The organism is Acinetobacter colistiniresistens (assembly GCF_024582815.1).
Taxonomy (GTDB): domain Bacteria; phylum Pseudomonadota; class Gammaproteobacteria; order Pseudomonadales; family Moraxellaceae; genus Acinetobacter.
In genome coordinates, this window is record NZ_CP102099.1 from 87,690 (window position 1) to 105,246 (window position 17,557).

General features: G+C 36.4%; 12 protein-coding genes and 2 pseudogenes. 5 read left to right on the forward strand and 9 right to left on the reverse strand.

The window, feature by feature from the left end; genetic code table 11:
- The first annotated feature begins 262 nt into the window (after positions 1-262).
- Both NQU59_RS00415 and NQU59_RS00420 read left to right on the forward strand, forming a co-directional pair.
- Positions 263-1,469: pseudogene (locus tag NQU59_RS00415) on the forward strand (IS256-like element ISAba26 family transposase).
- 33 nt (positions 1,470-1,502) lie between these two features.
- Positions 1,503-1,799 (forward strand): annotated as a pseudogene (locus NQU59_RS00420) (hypothetical protein); the annotation flags it as partial.
- 441 nt (positions 1,800-2,240) lie between these two features.
- On the opposite strand, the gene NQU59_RS00425 reads toward NQU59_RS00420, so the two are convergent.
- From NQU59_RS00425 to NQU59_RS00440, 4 genes are all read right to left on the reverse strand, one after another.
- The gene (locus NQU59_RS00425; protein WP_257064505.1) at positions 2,241-4,745 is read right to left on the reverse strand and encodes a DUF262 domain-containing protein; all 2,505 of its coding nucleotides are present in this window, start codon (positions 4,743-4,745) and stop codon (positions 2,241-2,243) included.
- A complete protein-coding gene (locus NQU59_RS00430) occupies positions 4,742-6,625 on the reverse strand; it encodes a DUF262 domain-containing HNH endonuclease family protein (RefSeq protein WP_257064506.1) in 1,884 nt (627 codons plus the stop codon). Before NQU59_RS00430 ends, NQU59_RS00425 begins: the two co-directional genes overlap by 4 nt.
- A gap of 289 nt (positions 6,626-6,914) precedes the next feature.
- The gene (locus NQU59_RS00435; RefSeq protein WP_257064508.1) at positions 6,915-7,838 is read right to left on the reverse strand and encodes an inovirus Gp2 family protein; all 924 of its coding nucleotides are present in this window, start codon (positions 7,836-7,838) and stop codon (positions 6,915-6,917) included.
- Positions 7,839-9,252: 1,414 nt separating this feature from the next.
- Positions 9,253-10,179, reverse strand: a complete 927-nt coding sequence (locus tag NQU59_RS00440; protein ID WP_005051550.1) for a hypothetical protein — start codon at positions 10,177-10,179, stop codon at positions 9,253-9,255.
- A 152-nt stretch (positions 10,180-10,331) separates the two neighbouring features.
- On the opposite strand from NQU59_RS00440, the gene NQU59_RS00445 reads away from it, so the two are divergent.
- Positions 10,332-10,604 (forward strand): pyocin activator PrtN family protein, encoded by a 273-nt coding sequence (locus NQU59_RS00445; RefSeq protein WP_005051547.1) that lies wholly within the window; start codon positions 10,332-10,334, stop codon positions 10,602-10,604.
- Here the strand turns inward: NQU59_RS00445 and NQU59_RS00450 are convergent.
- The gene (locus NQU59_RS00450; RefSeq protein WP_257064511.1) at positions 10,588-11,736 is read right to left on the reverse strand and encodes a site-specific integrase; all 1,149 of its coding nucleotides are present in this window, start codon (positions 11,734-11,736) and stop codon (positions 10,588-10,590) included. The genes NQU59_RS00445 and NQU59_RS00450 overlap by 17 nt on opposite strands.
- A 133-nt stretch (positions 11,737-11,869) precedes the next feature.
- Between NQU59_RS00450 and dusA the strand changes: the two genes are divergently transcribed.
- On the forward strand, positions 11,870-12,886 hold the full coding sequence (gene dusA / locus NQU59_RS00455; RefSeq protein ID WP_257064512.1) for a tRNA dihydrouridine(20/20a) synthase DusA: 1,017 nt from the start codon (positions 11,870-11,872) through the stop codon (positions 12,884-12,886).
- A 9-nt stretch (positions 12,887-12,895) separates the two neighbouring features.
- On the opposite strand, the gene NQU59_RS00460 is transcribed toward dusA, so the two are convergent.
- Positions 12,896-13,327: a GNAT family N-acetyltransferase gene (locus NQU59_RS00460; RefSeq protein ID WP_043973247.1), complete on the reverse strand. Its 432-nt coding sequence runs from the start codon at positions 13,325-13,327 to the stop codon at positions 12,896-12,898.
- Positions 13,328-13,662: 335 nt separating this feature from the next.
- Here NQU59_RS00460 and NQU59_RS00465 point away from each other — a divergent pair, with 335 nt between their 5' ends.
- Positions 13,663-14,142: a CHAP domain-containing protein gene (locus NQU59_RS00465; RefSeq protein ID WP_005239689.1), complete on the forward strand. Its 480-nt coding sequence runs from the start codon at positions 13,663-13,665 to the stop codon at positions 14,140-14,142.
- A 160-nt stretch (positions 14,143-14,302) separates the two neighbouring features.
- Here the strand turns inward: NQU59_RS00465 and NQU59_RS00470 are convergent, their stop codons facing one another.
- The 3 genes from NQU59_RS00470 to NQU59_RS00480 form a co-directional block, all read right to left on the reverse strand.
- Positions 14,303-15,412 (reverse strand): DUF695 domain-containing protein, encoded by a 1,110-nt coding sequence (locus tag NQU59_RS00470; RefSeq protein WP_005239694.1) that lies wholly within the window; start codon positions 15,410-15,412, stop codon positions 14,303-14,305.
- A 99-nt stretch (positions 15,413-15,511) separates the two neighbouring features.
- Positions 15,512-16,273 (reverse strand): tRNA threonylcarbamoyladenosine dehydratase, encoded by a 762-nt coding sequence (locus NQU59_RS00475; RefSeq protein WP_005239697.1) that lies wholly within the window; start codon positions 16,271-16,273, stop codon positions 15,512-15,514.
- Positions 16,274-16,319: 46 nt separating this feature from the next.
- Positions 16,320-17,525, reverse strand: coding sequence for an MFS transporter (locus NQU59_RS00480; protein WP_257064516.1), 1,206 nt, complete (start codon positions 17,523-17,525; stop codon positions 16,320-16,322).
- Positions 17,526-17,557: the final 32 nt, after the last annotated feature.

The following is a 17,557-nucleotide window of genomic DNA, read 5'->3' on the forward strand; positions in this document are numbered from 1 at the left end:
AGAATCACTATGATCATGAAGAGCTCGACAAATGCATCCAACAGCTAAATTCTGTAATTAAACTTGTCGATTAGTAATGCTTAATATAATTTGATTAAGTTCATTTCCAAAGAATGACGAAATAATTAAAAGCGGTGTTGATTTTTCGGTCAACACCTATTTTTGTTTACAAATTTTGTTCTTATTTGGGACTGTTCTAAATTTTGTGTAAGTACTTAATTTTCATTTATCCTTCAGAGGATAATTACAAAAGGTACTTCACATGGATGAAGCAACAATCAAAAGTATGGCTGCCGAATTGGCTAAAGGTCTAAAAACACCAGAAGACTTAAACCAAATGACAGCAGTCTTTAAAAAATTCATGATTGAAACTGCACTCAATACTGAACTTTCAGACCATCTCGGTTATGAAAAGCATCAGTCCAGGAAAGGCTCAAATAGCCGTAATGGGTTTAGTTCTAAAACCATTACAACTCAAGATGGACAACTGGCTTTAGATATTCCCCGTGATCGAGAAGGTTCATTTGAGCCACAAATTATCAAAAGCACCAAACACGCATCACCAGTATGGATGACCAAATCCTCTCACTGTATGCAAAAGGAATGACTAATAGGGAAATTGTAGCCTTCTTCAAAGAAATGTACGATGCCGATGTCTCAGCATCTCTCATCAGCAAAGTTACCGATGCTGTGATTGAGCAAGTGACTGAGTGGCAAAATAGAGCCTTAGATAGCCTTTATCCTGTTGTCTATCTTGACTGTATTGTTGTCAAAGTCCGTCAGCACTCCAATGTGATTAACAAGTCCGTATACCTTGCTTTAGGCATCAATATGGATGGACAAAAAGAATTACTGGGTATGTGGATTGCTCAGACAGAAGGTGCCAAATTCTGGCTGTCAGTCATGACAGAGCTAAAAATCGAGGAGTACAGGATATTCTTGTTGCCTGTGTAGATGGATTAAAAGGCTTTCCTGACGCGATAGCCTCCGTTTACCCTCATACTGATATTCAACTGTGTATCGTGCATGTTGTACGCAATAGCCTGAGATTTGTAAGCTGGAAAGACTACAAGGCTGTTACCTCGGGTCTGAAAGCGATTTATCAGGCAAGTACAGAGGAAAATGCTTTAAAGTCCCTAGACATCTTCTGTGATCAATGGAATCACCAGTATCCCAAAATTGGAGAATCCTGGCGGGCCAATTGGGAAAATATCCGAACGATCTTTAGCTATCCAGCCGAAATACGTCATGCAATTTATACAACAAATGCGATTGAGTCGTTGAATAGCGTAATACGCCATTCAACGAAGAAGAGGAAAATCTTTTCATCTGATGACTCAGTAAAGAAGGTCATTTACTTAGCAACATCAAATGCTGCGAAGAAATGGACGATGCCAATTCAAAATTGGCGTTTAGCAATGAATTGGTTTACGATTCAGTTCGATGATCGATTAAAAGATCATTTATAAAAAATGGAACTTACACAAAATAATTTACAGGCTCAGTTCCGCCCTATTGGTTCTCCTCCAAATTTTATCGTAGTCACACAAACCATTTATGACACCACTCGTTTAAAAGTAGTATCTGAAGTGAACGATGTCATTGATAAGGTTGAAATGGATAATCCGAACTGTAAGGTCGTTGGTGTAGAACCATATACAACTAAATTTCCGAGTGTTTCCTATTACGGGGCTGTATTTAAGCTTGTTTTAAAAGGCTGTACTGCAGAAGAAATCAAAGAGGTTTATCTGTATACCACGCATGGCAAGCTCACTTATCAAGCCATCGTCGAAGAATGATTACTTGATAACAAACATAAATCATTAAAACCCTATCCTCTGTTTAAGCTCATCCCATTATTGAATCAGCGCAAAATATTCAAGGTCCTAAATGGGTAAGAACAGAGGAGCATTTCTAGGAGTCAAGTATGTCTAGCACTAAACTCATGCTCCCTTTTATGTTTTCGATCAATATGCTTACTGCCTGTAGTCGCGCTGTTAGGTTGGGCGCATCTGCGCAGTTAATATCACATTGGCTAATGATACATATGCTGATCCACTATTTGAACGTACAACTTCTTGACCTCACATAAAGCAGTGGAACTGTGATGAGCGACTTAGACACAGTTTCAATATTACGGTTGCCTTTGCGATATTGCTAATCACCAAGGCAGCCATAATCCAACTCTTTACGAAAAAACTTCACCACTCAACCTTGTGTGACGTTCACGCTAGCCAACATTACTCACTATCTAGCTCTCGTAAATCTGCGCAGAGATTGGTCAAAACTTCAAAAGCTTCGATGGAGGTTTCACAGCTATTTCGATACGTCAAACCCCACTCCTCCTCATAAAGTTCAAATCGATGCTTATCTAGAATACCAATCAATTCTTCCGTACACGCCTTAAAGTTAGGAGTGTTAAAATCCAATAAATACTTATTGTCATACGCAACAGTTACCACATATTCTTTTTCCTTATAAGTCCAAGATTCAAGACATGCACATGAGTAATGTGAAGTACTTTTAACGTCATAGTATTCAAATGATTTAAATGGTGAAAACTGTTCATCACTCTGCTTATACTTTAAATAAAAAACTCTAGAATTCAGTTCACTATGGTAGTGATTTCGATATAACTCCCCAAGTAAAAGGATAGTATTTCCATCTTCATAAATAAACCCTTGCCGACAATACTCAAATAACGCCTTATATTTAATAAAGTGTGTTTTCCAAACAGCCAATTCAGGATTCTTCAAAGCTTCACTGCATATAGACTGTAATGAGTCAACAATATCATTAGCATCAAAATTTGGATCATCAAAAACAGCTTTTACATAACTTTGCCTTTTTTCCCACTGGTCATTAGCTGTCATTGATATTCGTAGCAACCGCTTCCAGCTATGATCACGATCAACGTTATTTCTAGTACCTCGTGTACTCAGCAAATTTTTCCACCTAGAATCACTGCCACTGGTAAAATACACGCCTTTGCTTAAAACAGCCCTCTCCCAAAGATAGTCATAATCGGCAGAACTCACAGCAATTAAATTAAATAGTTTGCACCCTTTTTCGGTATAGTTTTGGAATTCTGAAAAATACACTGCATCTTCTGCGAATGTCCAATCACAGTTTTTATTCTTCCGATAAAAATCCAATATGCCTGAGAAGTTAAGCGCAAAACCAATTTGACCTTTAAAAAAAGAATGCTTTTCCATAGCCCAAATCAGTCTTTTCCATTCATCTGACTTCGCCATCAAGTGAGCTTTGATTCGCTCTTCAAGAACTTGTGCAGGCTGAAATCCTGCAACATCATTATTTTTTTTAAGAATTTCTAATATAGATTCATCGTGCTGACTCAATGCATGAATTGAAATAAGTGCTCTCAGATAGATATCAGCGCTATTAATGATCGTATTTTCGGTGAGGTTGTAGATGACACGTGACCAATCCACCAACCCTGCTAAATCTTTACCACTAGCCAAATAACTGTAAAAAGCAAAAAAACGCAATTTCTCTGGATAGCTAGTATTATCAGCTATGACTTTCTTAAAAGTATCTTCTTCATCGTAATAATCAGAATCATCTAGATAAATTTTTATTCTTTCACCCGCTAGATCCTTATTGTAGAGAAGATCCATCATATTTATCAGATAATCCACTAATTCGGCACTAAAACAATTTAAATCCTCATACTTAAAAAAAGACAAAGCCTTAAGCTTACCGCCCGAACCTAACAACCCACCCAACCGTTTTGTTTGAGTCTCTGAATTTTGTTTTTCAATAAGACAATAATTTGCAATGATCAAACGTATAAAGTTCATCAACTTATCATCAAATGAAATTTCGCTTAACGCTTCATTATGATATCCCCAAAACATATCCGCCCAATCTGTATCTATCTTGTGCACAAAATACTGATAGGCATCTACAGGCTGATGGACTTTCCCCCCAAAACTCAATGTATAAACTGACACATCACTTTGAAATGACTTAATATATTGCTCAAATTTTGCCTTAAAATTTTCAAAATCTGTGAGAGGTTTTCCGCGTGCATTCATCTTGATATATAAATCATCAGATAAATTAAACTCTTTTAGATCCAAAAATAAAAAGGTAATGATAGGTTTTTCTTCATCAATCAATCGTTCAAATAAATCAGGACGACCAGCAAACTTGGCATGTATGGAATCCAGCATATTAAGCATCGACTGAATGGTAGGATCATTTAACCATGACAAATGAAACCATCCACGATTCTGAATCGTCTTTGACAACGATTTTTCACTTTCTATATCAAGCAAGCACTGCATATCAAAATAATTACCAATCAGTGCATCACAGAACTCACTTGAACTAGCACGTGTTTCATATCTGAAGAGTGACTTGCCATTTTTATAAAGAGCTTTTCTCAAAAACTCAGCTTGATCAGCAATGTGTGCCAAATACCAATGCAATAAAAATAATGTTGTTAAGCGTTGCTGTCCATCTAAAGGTACAAATCGAAATGAATCACCTACTTGAATCAGACTACCGTAGACAAAGTCCAAATCTCTATTGGGATTACCTTGAACCAAGTACTGCTTTAAAGCGTCTAAAAAGGATGCTCTAACAGCATATTTAGATGCTCTACCTTGTGCATAATCACGCTGAATAATTGGAATTTCTACAGTATATTTTTTTTCACTAAATAGTTTGAAAAAGCTTAAGCGCTCACCGGAGTTTGGCAATATATTTATATTATTCATGCTTTTCTCTCCTGATCGGTATCTGACAAATATTCTTTTAATAACTGTTTGAGTGCTTCCAAATAATCCTCTGCATCAGACTTCTGCCAATACCTGACTTCTCCTAGTTTCTTACTATAAAACTTAAGAAAAACATTTTTAGTGCAAATAGGTATAAAAATACCATTTTTGTCATTATGGATGATTCGTTTCCGCTTAATCGGAAACATTGCATTTTTATAACTTCGGTTCGTTGTTGCATCTAACAATGCCAAGTTGCCTATTCCATTTGTCCAATCCTCTCCTCGCTCCCCTTGAGGCTCTTTAAATTTTTCCGCTACTTTGTTATACAACTCGTCAAAAAACACACTATCTATATTTTCAGATGCAAGGACTTGGCAGAGGTCAGCAATGATGCTGCGCTCATCTTCTGGATACTCCTCCAAGCAAACATTTTGATGATTTCTCGTATTAGTAAAATATTCCAGAATATCCTCCGACCAATCTAATCTAGACTTTCCTTCTATTTTTTTATCTGTTTGAGAGCGTATGTGTTCAATATCCCAATTTTCCGTTTTATAACGATCAAAAGGAAAACGTATATCAGTGTCTTTTGTTGAGAGTAGAGTCTCAATATTTGAAAGCAGTAATACCTTGCGTATAATCGCATCCCCATACGTAAGTTCTTCTAGGCCCTTCACGACTTTTCCTTTTGCTTCCTTTTTTTCTTCTTTGATCTCTTTTTTTATTTCTTCTTTCAAGTATTTTTTGAATTCTATTTTCGTTAGGTTGTTTTGTTCAGACTGAGTTTTAAATTTACTGACTCGCGGTTCACTTTTATTAGACTCACGTCTTGATGGTTCGCAGGCAATCAAGAAACCAATTAAGTGATATAACTCGCGATCTCGATACCACTCATCAAACGTGAGAAAATAATCCTTCACTGATTTCCATAGTCTATCAATTACCAACACGCGATCTTCGTCATTACTGGCTTTAAATACCTCATTAAATTGATGGAATGTAAAAAAATCTTCTGCCCCTAAAGGTTTTTTTTGCATGAGGTCAAATATATATTCTATCCGTGTATCGTACTTTGCCCCAATGTCCTCGTTATAAATAAAAGACCAAAATGAAGACTCTTGCAAACATTGCTCGATCTGATCCCATTCTGTGGCAATTTGAATTTGCTTTAAGCTGGCTTTTTCCTGCTCAAAATTACTACTTTGTAAAAACAAGGCTTTTACCAGTTCCGAATTGGTTAGTGGGATTTTTCCAATATTGATCCGAGAAAATACATCAATTGCATAATCATTGTCTTTGCATTCATCACTTAAGTCATACCAAATAACCTGTACTGAATGTTGTTCATTTGGCTTTGCCAATAACGTGGCTAAAAATTTATTATGATCAGTATAATCTAGCTCTTTAAACCAGTGCTGCACTGCTTCATGTGCCTCTGCGATATGATGGAAGTCTTTATTTTTCCTTCCTTCGTATTCATCAATATTTTCCAGAAAATCTTTACTACTCTTCCGTGTCTCATACTCAAGTGAAAAGATCGATTTTTTATAAGCCTCTTTTAACTCACGACGCAAATGTTTTTTTTCTAAATAGTGCAAAATAATATAGAGGGTTGTCAGGCGTTGCTGACCATCCACAACCTCCCACTGATCATCATCTTTTTTTAATACGACGATAGGCTGTAAACAGTAGAATGATGGTTTGCCACCATTTTTTTGACTAAACTCCCAAATATCATCTAAGAGTTCTTTGACTTGAAGTTTAGTCCAACGATATCCACGTTGATACGCTGGTATATAAAATTTCTCACCTAACAGCTCATGAATTGTTTTTAAGACCAATTTGTTGGTATTACTTTCCATTTTTTCAGCACCCATACATTCCCCAATTTTATATACCATGTCATCAATTACTGCATCATGCTTTATTTTATCAATGTTTTATCCTATTCACACTGCAAGAATCATTTAAAATAATTTGAGATTATCGATTAAGAATTACCAATTTCAGATTTCATGCTGCACTACTGCAAATAGCTAAGCTAATGATTTAAGTTTAAGCTTTTTAATCATTTATTTAAAATCTCTTACCCTCCATAAGATGCGTAATACTGTAATACATTACACATCTTATGTTTCCACCTAATATCTCTTTAAGCGCCATAACTTAGCTTTTAAAAGCCCTCCTACGCTTATTAATCTTATACTGCCCTCTGCCAAAGCTACGCATATCCTTAATTCTTGCGCGAAGATCTTGGTTATCTTTTTCTGGATTCACTAAATACATTGCAGCCTCAATCGCATTCTGTATTTGTTCAGGTCTACTCCTATAAATCATACCAATACCCAACTTGCCCTTCCGTAGAAGTTGCTCCTTGTACTCAGGGGAGTTAGAGATAAAGTAATAACCTTGGTTAGCCGTAATCTCACTCCAACATTGCCCAACCTGTATAGCCATACCAAAATCTTTTTGGTGTTTATGGCCATCGTAGATAAGTAAGACATGACAGTGATAACCCTTAGTTGCTCCTTGTTCTAAAGCCCATGCATAACCTTGTAGACCTTTAAAACAAGTATCTTGGTTTTGCACTCGATTTATAAAAGTGCGTAGATAGACATTAAATTGCTCAATATCTACAGTATGCTGATGTTTTAGCTCAACACTCAAATCTATACGAATAAATAATAGTTTGGAGTAATGTTGAGTTAGTTGTTGTAGATACTCGCGAAGACTACGCTGATTACGTTTTTCTTGAGCCTTTAATTGGATGATCTCAAGTGCAATATTTAACTTCCCGTAATGTAGTAACTCTAATAAACGAGACATTTGCATAGGAGTAAGATGCCTTACAACAGAGATATCTTCACCATTCAACATTTCATCAATAGCTTTCGTCAAAGAATGAAAGGTTTCAACACTTTGAGCATATCGTAAGTGGGATTTATAGATTGCCTTAAATCGAGGAATAAGCTGCATTAAACCATCTTTAAAATCTTGCTCACTGTATCTCTCATATGACACAGAGATAATAAAGCTTTCTATATCAACCAATATTTTAGATTCATTAAGAGTAGGATTAGATACATCCATATGTGTTTCCTAGTTTATATTGAAGACATATAACTAGGAAGTTATTCAAGCTTTACAGAATGTACTTATGTTATGTAATAAGTTGAGTAGATACAAGTAATTATGAATGAATATAGATTGAGTAATACTACTTAAGATATTAAAGATATATTCATTATATTAATAACCCACTTATCCTTATAAATACAAACACCTATTTACTAATATTTAAATTACTAAATCGCCCTTAATACCATTGAAACTTAAGATAGCTATGAAAGCTAAACTTGCGTTAGTTTTTTAATCAGTGATAACAAGTATTACCATTACCCCATGCTTCAACTCTTCAACTCTTCAACTCTTCAACTCTTCAACTCTTCAACTCTTCAACTCTTCAACTCTTCAACTCTTCAACTCTTCAAAATATCAAATAAGCCATTGATATTAATTAAATTAATAAACATATAATTACATATATTTCGCCAATTATTCTTCAATATAGAAAATATTCTGCACTAGTATTTCATATATTTATCCAATATAATTCTACCAGTCGTTCTACATGTAGATATAAATAATGAGCAGATTACAAGGCAAAGATGCCCAAAACATAGTCAAAGACAAACGTGGTTTTACAGATCGTGAGATAAATTGGTTTTGGTACCATAATCAACATTTCAGACATAACCCATATGTTCAATACAGTTCAATGCTAGAAAAAGACAAATCGTTCATGCATATTTTGATCTTGAAAAAGATGGTGAGTATTTTTAAAAAGTTCATTAATAAATAAAGATAAATTTCTAGTTAATGAAAGTTACTTTAGTTGGATCGACAAACACGATGACAGATTATTAATATTCATCATAAACACAATAATAAAAATAAATTTAACAACACCCCTATTGTCAAAACAATAAACAACTATGAATATTTTTTAAATTTAATTGATAATTTAAATATAAATAAAGATCTAAAAATATCACAACTAATTGAAGCAAGATCAACTTGGTCAAGTCATAAAAGCAAATCAAAAGATACAGAATGGATTAAATATAACGACAGCAAACAAATTGAATGGGCCTGGGAGTATATTAAAAAGGAGGTTATCAACCTTTCTTTCCAACACCTCCAATTAGTGAGCACCAAAAATACTTGTATACACTTTCCACCATCGATTTAATTGGACATATAAACAATACTGAAGCTAAAGAATTATTCTTAATTAAAATGAAAAAAACATGGTCACAAAAGAAATATAGAGATGAAGGAAAAATCAAAAAACCTTATCATATTCCTTTAACCAAAGTTCGACATGAGGAGTTAAAAAAATGTCTGAATTATTTGAAAAATCTATACCTGATGTTTTAGATTTCATAATTGATAAAACATATAATGAATGCATGAGGGATAATGAAGATAAGTTAAAAGAATATTAATGATTCAACTTATTAATTTCTTTCATCTCGAAATTTAAAAGTATCTCAGTTAATAAGTCAGGTCTTTTTCTTAATAAATTTTTTATCACTTCAGGCTGATAGGCTGTATTAAATGGAAGTTTCTTCTTCAGCAAAATTGACGGGTCATCCATCAGCAAGGCGTTTTGAAGCTCTCGGCATGTAACTCTTAGTTGTCTAATTTTATTGATATAGGTCTGCTTTCGAGTTGCAGTTATTATTAAGCCTGAACCTAGTTTATAACTTGGTGGATTTACTTTAAATTGTTTGAACTCTTGTTGAAGCTCTTCTAGAGTTCTCATTTTTTCTTCTAATTGGGTTGTTATCCACTCCTTATCAAATTGCTTAAGTACAGAGTCTAATTCAGGCAAGATACTCTCTACAGCAGCATTCAAATTATTCCACTTTCCTTGGGTTTGAGCTTTATTCAGCATAAAATCAAAAATCACTTGATGCTTTTTATATAAATTCTTTTGATACCGTTTATTTGCTCCACGCGCTCCTCTTATTCGAATATTAATTTTATTACTAAAGAGAACATCTACATCCATCTCAGCATACAGATTAATTATTTCTTTGTACGCTTTTTTTATTTCTTTATCTGAGAGCTCATCAAATTGTTCTATCAGCTCGAAGATGAGACTTAAAACCTCTAAAAAGTCATGGCTTGAATAAGTTTTATTATATCTTTTAACAATAATAGACTGCTCCATGAGCTCAACAATTTGTTGTAACTCCTCCTCCTTAAAACTCCTCTGAATCTCTTGCAAATAAGCTAGATTTAAATCATCCCTATCGGGTGCTTCGACATCGTGCTCATATCCAGCTTTCGTACAGTAGTTAAGAAATCCTTGGCACACTTCAAACAAAAAAGTATATAACTCATCTATATCAACATAGGCCATACTACCACCAAATGTATATTTTGTTATTTATCAAAATCTAATCATATCACTATAGTTAAGTTATTAATTACTTAACTTAAATTATATAACTCTTAAATTAAAATTATTACGATAAAAATATCAATAATTAGCAAATGTAGGAAAACTTATTTATGGGAGCTTTAAAGCTTAGTACATCAGATTACTTATTTATTAGATATCGATCTATGACGATTGAACTAATGACAATTGTCTCAGACTACTACCCACATCTGAGTAAGGCAGAAGCCTTGAGAAAAGCAAACAACTGTGAGTTTCCTTTCTCAGTGTTTAAAATAGATAAAAGCAAGCGTGCGCCTTTTCTGGTGCACGTCAAAGATCTTGCGGATGTTTTAGATAAACAATATTCAGACGCCTCAAAAGACTTTGCTACGTTTCATCAATGAGGCGTAGCACCTCTTCCAACTGCATAACGTTTCTTCTAGCCTTTACGGAAACATAACGCTGCAAACTGCTCCAAGAATCATGCAAGCTTACTTTTTGAATTTCAGGAATTGTAAAGCTTTGTTCTGCAAGTCTAGTACACCCTTCATGTCTTAAATCATGAAAACGCAAATCCTCAATTCCTAACATCTTACAAGCCTCACGAAACTCTTTGCCTAAACTTTTAGGATTCAAAGGTAAAAGTAGATTTTCATTGTGGCCTAACTTAAGCATTCTGCTACGAACCGCATGATCCATTAAACGGTCAACCATCATTTTGCAGGGTTCTAAGATATCGAATGTCTTGTGGTTTCCTTTCGAGCCATTAGGATTTTTCAAATCATGAACTTTCCAAGATGAATGATACTGATCATAATCATCTAAACTTAAACGGGTTAATTCTGCTTCACGTCTACAAGAAAAGATGGCAAACCAGATAACTAGATGCATCGGGTACTTCGTCCCATACCTATTCATTTTCCAACGCTCAACAAAATACTTAGTTAAAGCTATTAATTCCGCATTGGTTGGCAATCTATCCCTCTTCTTACTAGAAGAGATTTGGCGAGTTTTTCTCAGTTGCGCGGTAGCTTTATCAAAACTATTTAAATCAATATCTATATCCCACATCACGGCGGCATGAGCCAAGACACCACGAATATGAAGAAGTTCGTGTTGCTGAGTACTTGTTGCAATTGGATCTAAATCTAAGTGAGGTATCCCAGCTTTTCTTAATGCAACATGATCGGCCAAATGTACTGATTTTATTTTTGTGATAATATTGCGTGCTATCGGAAATTTCTTAATTAAGTTTAGAGAATAGCGTTTCGTCCTTCCGTACTCGCTCCCAACTTCTTCCAAATATTTATCAATGGCATCAGCCAAGGTTAGGTCTATTAGTTTCTCTTTGCCTAACAAAATATCTGGATTTTCTTGAATCTCAACTTCTCTTTTCTTAAGCCAGTTTTCCGCCACTTTCTTTGAATGGAAAGTTTTGCTTTCAGAAAAGGCAGGATATCCCTTTCGATTAATTCGGATAGCTGCACGGTAACTCACACTGCCATCTGCACCTTTTCTAGCTGTAACTGAACCCATAATTTACACCACAAACTATTTTTTGCATTATGGTGTAAAATTTGGTGTAAATGCAAACAGCAAAACTCATATTCACAGGTGTTACCATGCGTTTACGCAGATTCAAATACTAGATATAAAGGTATGATTTTAAATGAGTATTAACAAAAACCTTGAAACAACTGGTAATCCAAGAATCAGTGTAGCACCAATGATGGATTGGACTACCAAAGACTATCGTTTCTTTGCCCGCCTGTTTAATCCCAATGTGGTGCTATATACCGAAATGGTAACCACGGGTGCGATTATTTATGGTGGTGCCAATCGCCATCTCGACTTCAATCAACAAGAACAGCCAATTGTGCTGCAACTCGGTGGTTCTAATCCACAAGAGTTAGCCACCTGTACCAAAATGGCTGAAGACTGGGGCTATAACGAAGTCAATCTCAATGTAGGCTGTCCAAGCGATCGCGTACAAAACAATAAGATTGGTGCTTGCCTTATGGCGGAACCTGATCTGGTGGCTGAATGTATTCACAGCATGCAAAAAGCGGTATCAATTCCCGTCACAGTGAAACATCGTATCGGGATTGATGACATGCATTCTTATGAAGAGATGCTGCATTTTGTTGATACGGTTGCGACAACAGGCTGCACTCATTTTATTGTACATGCACGTATTGCTATCTTGCAGGGCCTATCTCCAAAAGAGAACCGTGAAGTTCCACCTTTACGCTATGAAGATGTCTATCGCCTCAAACAAGAACGTCCGCATCTCACTATTGAAATTAATGGTGGCATCAAAACTTTTGAAGAAACACAGCAACATTTGCAGCATGTCGATGGCGTAATGATTGGTCGTGAAGCGTATCACAATCCTTACCTGCTTGCAGAAATGGGGCAACTCTGGAATTTGCAAGCACCTGATCGTTTTGAAATCATGCAACAAATGATGCCTTATATTCAGCAGCGTGTGGCTGAAGGTGCACCGTTGTCGATTATTACCCGTCATATTTTGGGCTTATTCCAAAATCTGCCAGGCGCACGTAAATGGCGACAAGCCCTCAGTGGTGGCAATGCTAAAACCATCACCGATATTGAACATGCCATTCAGAATATTCAGGCAGCCATGCAACGTACTGAAGACTATCTTAAAGAGCATCAACGCTAAGCTGAGGCGCTAGGCATAACTTTTATGCATGGGTACAAAGCGTAACCCACTCTGTTCGATTACTGCTGAGCTTGCTGTAAAGCCGAACTTCTCATAAATCACTTGAGCATAACAACTGGAATTCACTGTTATGCTTGAGTGTGATGTCGCAATTTTATTTTCCAGAAACTGCCAAAGTTGACGACCAATTCCCTGACGCTGCACCCTTTGATCTACAAAAAAATGTAGGATATGTGCAGGCTGCCGATATGCAATAACGCCCATCAGCTGGGTGTTTTGCTCAAAAACGAAGTATTCAATATTCGGCATTTCCATTAATTTATGAATCATGCTTTGACTAAATTTATCTGCCCCCTCTGCATTTAAAGCAAAATCTGTGATATATGGCCGAATTAATTGTACGATCTGATCCAGATCAGATGATGTTGCCAGACGGATCATTTTAAGCTCTTCTTCTCATATTATTCAAATAAACAATAGCTTATAACAATATCAACCTCAAACCTAATCAGATAGACTGCATTAAAGCGACTACTTTTTAGTCAAAAATGAAATATAATCTTACAAATCATTTTATTTAAACTAACTAGCAAACAAATTACTGATAATGAAAAAGATTCTTAACTAGTATTTTAAGCTAAGTGAACGATCCAGCAGCCCAATTGTTATATTATTACGTTACATTTGAGTTTTTTTAAGATTTATCGCTTACTATGAGCGCCGTAACAAATTCTGGCACACGTTCAGTTGTTTTGAAAATGCGGTAGAGATTCACAATGATTTATGATGTACCTTCAGTCGATCACAGTATGATTCACCCACCTATGCAACAGGTGGTTATTCCTTATCGAGAAATGCCGAAGCCTGCATCAGTGCCAGCAATTGATGTGAATAAATTCTCTCAGAAACTGGCGAAACGAGCTTCTTATCGCAGCTCATCACAATGCGCTAAGTTCGTTAGAATTGCCTTACAATCGGCTGGTGCCAATATTGATCAGCATCCTGTTGCGGCATCAGACTGGGGTCGTACCCTACAGCAGATTGGCTATCAAGAAATTACACCTGAATTTAATAACCCTCAACCCGGTGACATTTATATTATCCATCGCACTAAAAAACATCGCTATGGACATATTGCAGGATTTACAGGTTCACAATGGGTTTCCGATTTTAAACAAACCAGTTATGACGTCTATAAAGACCCAAATGTGACTTATACCTATTACCGCTTAGCGCCTCAATATCCGCAGGCTTAACCTATGGTGAGTCATTATGAACTCACCAAACTTATATATCCAAGTAGCTCAATCACTATGGACATAGTTCCTCTAGTCAATACTATTTGCATGAATTTGAGTAATAGCAGTTAGATAGCAATGATCTATTTACCTCAGCATTCTATTGATGACACTTTTTTTATCTCCCAAATTTATTCAGACAACGCCAATATTTATCTTTGAAAAAACTAACATCAATTTCAAAATTATCTCTATTATTTTGAATAATTTGGTCAATTATCTTGGATGGTTTTCTAAAATCTTTACAAGCAAAGTATATCGTTCTTAAATTATTGCCGGTTTCTCGACCTATATTTAAATATCCTTCTACATCTTTTAACTCAGCCACTAATGTCTGCTCAATACTTTCAAGCAACTCATATTCATTTGATGGTGGCATACCGTTAAAATTTTCACCATCATAAGGTATTTCAATAATCATCAACCAAGGATGTGATGCTTTTTTATCCCACGCTAATAATGTACTATTCAATGTCGCAATAAGTGGCAAACCCTCATGGGTCTCCCCTTCTAAACTTATATATTCATCCTCATCCGTATTCGAGCGAATCACTTTATCAAAACGAGAAATTTCACTGTTCTTTAGGGTTAAAATTTTCTTTAAATTTGCAATCGGCATTAATTCTTTTTCAGCATCTTGTCTGGATTGTACTGAAACTTGATCGAGTTTGGTTACCGAATCATATTCCCCTAAGTAATTGTCTAAGAAAATATAAACTCCTTGTAAAAATTCACTTTTTTGCGCCTCATTATATTCATCATGAACCACAAAGAGATCTATTTCATCTGGATATTCTTCATGGTCTTGTAAATAAAACGATAGCGTTTTTTGACTAAACTCATGACCATGCATACCAATACTGGTTTGCTGAATATCACTTGCGGGTTTAAGGGCTGTAAATTTCCAGTCAGGAATTTTAGGGGCTGCTGCCACCAACTCCTCTACAAATACAATATTTGCCACAACACCATCTGGCGTTAAAATCAATTCAGCTGTTTGTGGGCCAAGCATCCCGGTAAGGGAAAAAATTCCATCATGAACTTTAGCCAATTCAGGCAATAATTTATCAAAGAAATCCGCCTGAATCGTATCTTGATTTAACTCATCCACAATACGATGGAAATCCTGTTGATGCTGCTCAAACCATTGCCAAAATTCAGCATAGCGATTTCTATTGATTTGTATTTGTTGTTCTTTCTTTCCAAATAACTTTTTCAAAAAACTCATTTTGTTTGTTCTCTGTTATTACGTTTATTTCAGTTTAATTTAACTGAATTTTTATGATTTTTAAACGTATCTAAACTTTTACTTAAAAATACCAAGCGCTTATTTGATCCGATCTAACTTTTTCAACACTTCAGCCACCGCCACCATGGCAAAGCTTGAAGTCACCACGACTGCCGAGCCATAGCCACCGCAACGCAATCCAGCGCTCGGACACACCTCTGCACTGGAAAATGGATTGTCGATCGAATAAACACACGTAATACCAAACTTCTCTTTGGGCTTTTTGCAAATCCCTTTAGAACGCAGCTGTGTTCTTAACTTTGCCAACATCGGGTCTTGTTCAGTCTTGGATAAATCTGCGACGCGAATCTTTAACGGATCCAGTTTGCCCCCTGCTCCCCCTGATACAATCAACGGAATCTTGTTAAAGCGGCAATGTAGCATCAAGGCAAGTTTGGCTTTGACATCATCGATACAATCTAAAACAATGCTTGGAACTGGATTTAAAATCTGTTTGACATTCTCTGGCGTCAGATAGTCATCAATCACATTTACTTTCATTCTTGGATTGATCTGACGGCAACGCTCCGCCATCACTTCAATTTTTTCTTGCCCTAGCGTCGAGCTCATGGCGGGGAGTTGACGATTGATATTGGAAGCAGCGACCACATCCATATCAACTAAAGTCAACTCACCAATGCCTGTGCGTGCCAGTGCTTCAACCGCCCAACTGCCTACACCGCCAATACCAATAACCATGACATGACTACGTTCATAATGCGAAAAGGCATTGTCTCCATAAATTTTGGCAACACCAGCAAAACGGCGCTCATATTCATCATTTACAGGAACATCAGTCATAACAGTTGCGATCTATCTTTTCAGTCAAACTGCTATTTTAGCGTGTTTAAAGCCGTTTAGGTGAGCTTGATGAAACTTTGCTTGGTGATTGGCCTTGGCGATTTAAAATCAGTAGCAGCATAAAAACCATGAAGCTCATAGATAAAGCTAAAAGGTTGGCATTCATCCAACCAAGACTACTCAAAATCGGCGCAGGTAAAAACGCGCCTAGAGTTGCAAACAAGGCAATTCCAGTTTCATTGATGCCTTGGATACGATGTTTTTGTTGTTCATTTAAACCGGCCAATAAAGTAGATGCGCCAGAATAAGCAAAGTTCCAGCCCACACCAAGCACAATCAGTGCCGCATTAATATAAAACCCAGCCTGTCCCAGCACTGGAATCAAGGACGACAGCATCAGCAGTACAAAACCAATATAAATGGTGTTATGTACTCCCCAGTGTTGAATCAGTTTAGACACAAAGAAGGATGGAATAAACATGGCCAAGACATGTAGCTGAATCGAGATCGAAGCATAGTGAAATGAATGATGCTCCTTTAAATGCAATGAAGACATAATCATCATCACATTCATAATATAGTAGGCAAAAGCACCGCTGATGACGGCTGCAATAATCAACGTGCCCGGCAATTTGGCACGCTGAGCGGGTTCAATCACAACGTCTTGCGGTGTCTGTTGGCGTTGAAACTTTTGATTCCATAAATACAAAGTTGGAGACAGCAACAGCGCCAAGACACTAAAAATTAAATAGATCACAGTAAAATCAGGTAATCCTTGCACCTGTTGAAATTGGATTGCCAGCATCGGTGCAATAATGGCGGCAATCACGCCACCCGAAATCACCATGGCTGTGGCCTTGGGAATCAGCTCGGCAGCCAGACGATCGGAAGCAGCAAAGCGATAAAAATTTGCAGTCGAGATAAATAAACCCAGTGAGAAATGGCTTAGACATAATAAATAAAACTGTTGCTGCTGTAGGGCCAGATAACCGAGAACACCCGCCAAGAACAGACAGACACAACCAAATTGGAAGACCACATGTCGACCTAACTTTTTCATCAAAAACGAAAAGATAATGGTAGTCAGTAACATCGCCAAAAACTGCAAGCCATAAGGAACTGTCGCTAGAGCCTGAGTCGGTGCAAGTTTCAAACCGACAATCGCCGCCACCGTCACTGACAAAACTGCTGCAATTAAATTAAAAGCCTGTGCAGCCAAAAGATAATAAACATTGCGGGGTAATTGATTCAAAGCCTTTATCCAATTTAATCAAGCCTGATTAC

What these genes read in the sequence shown, in the direction of transcription:
- NQU59_RS00425 (WP_257064505.1), bottom strand. Translation starts at nt 4,745, where the DNA reads ATGAATAATATAAATATATTGCCAAACTCCGGTGAGCGCTTAAGCTTT.
- NQU59_RS00430 (WP_257064506.1), bottom strand. Translation starts at nt 6,625, where the DNA reads ATGGGTGCTGAAAAAATGGAAAGTAATACCAACAAATTGGTCTTAAAA.
- NQU59_RS00435 (WP_257064508.1), bottom strand. Translation starts at nt 7,838, where the DNA reads ATGGATGTATCTAATCCTACTCTTAATGAATCTAAAATATTGGTTGAT.
- NQU59_RS00440 (WP_005051550.1), bottom strand. Translation starts at nt 10,179, where the DNA reads ATGGCCTATGTTGATATAGATGAGTTATATACTTTTTTGTTTGAAGTG.
- NQU59_RS00445 (WP_005051547.1), top strand. Translation starts at nt 10,332, where the DNA reads ATGGGAGCTTTAAAGCTTAGTACATCAGATTACTTATTTATTAGATAT.
- NQU59_RS00450 (WP_257064511.1), bottom strand. Translation starts at nt 11,736, where the DNA reads ATGGGTTCAGTTACAGCTAGAAAAGGTGCAGATGGCAGTGTGAGTTAC.
- dusA (WP_257064512.1), top strand. Translation starts at nt 11,870, where the DNA reads ATGAGTATTAACAAAAACCTTGAAACAACTGGTAATCCAAGAATCAGT.
- NQU59_RS00460 (WP_043973247.1), bottom strand. Translation starts at nt 13,327, where the DNA reads ATGATCCGTCTGGCAACATCATCTGATCTGGATCAGATCGTACAATTA.
- NQU59_RS00465 (WP_005239689.1), top strand. Translation starts at nt 13,663, where the DNA reads ATGATTTATGATGTACCTTCAGTCGATCACAGTATGATTCACCCACCT.
- NQU59_RS00470 (WP_005239694.1), bottom strand. Translation starts at nt 15,412, where the DNA reads ATGAGTTTTTTGAAAAAGTTATTTGGAAAGAAAGAACAACAAATACAA.
- NQU59_RS00475 (WP_005239697.1), bottom strand. Translation starts at nt 16,273, where the DNA reads ATGACTGATGTTCCTGTAAATGATGAATATGAGCGCCGTTTTGCTGGT.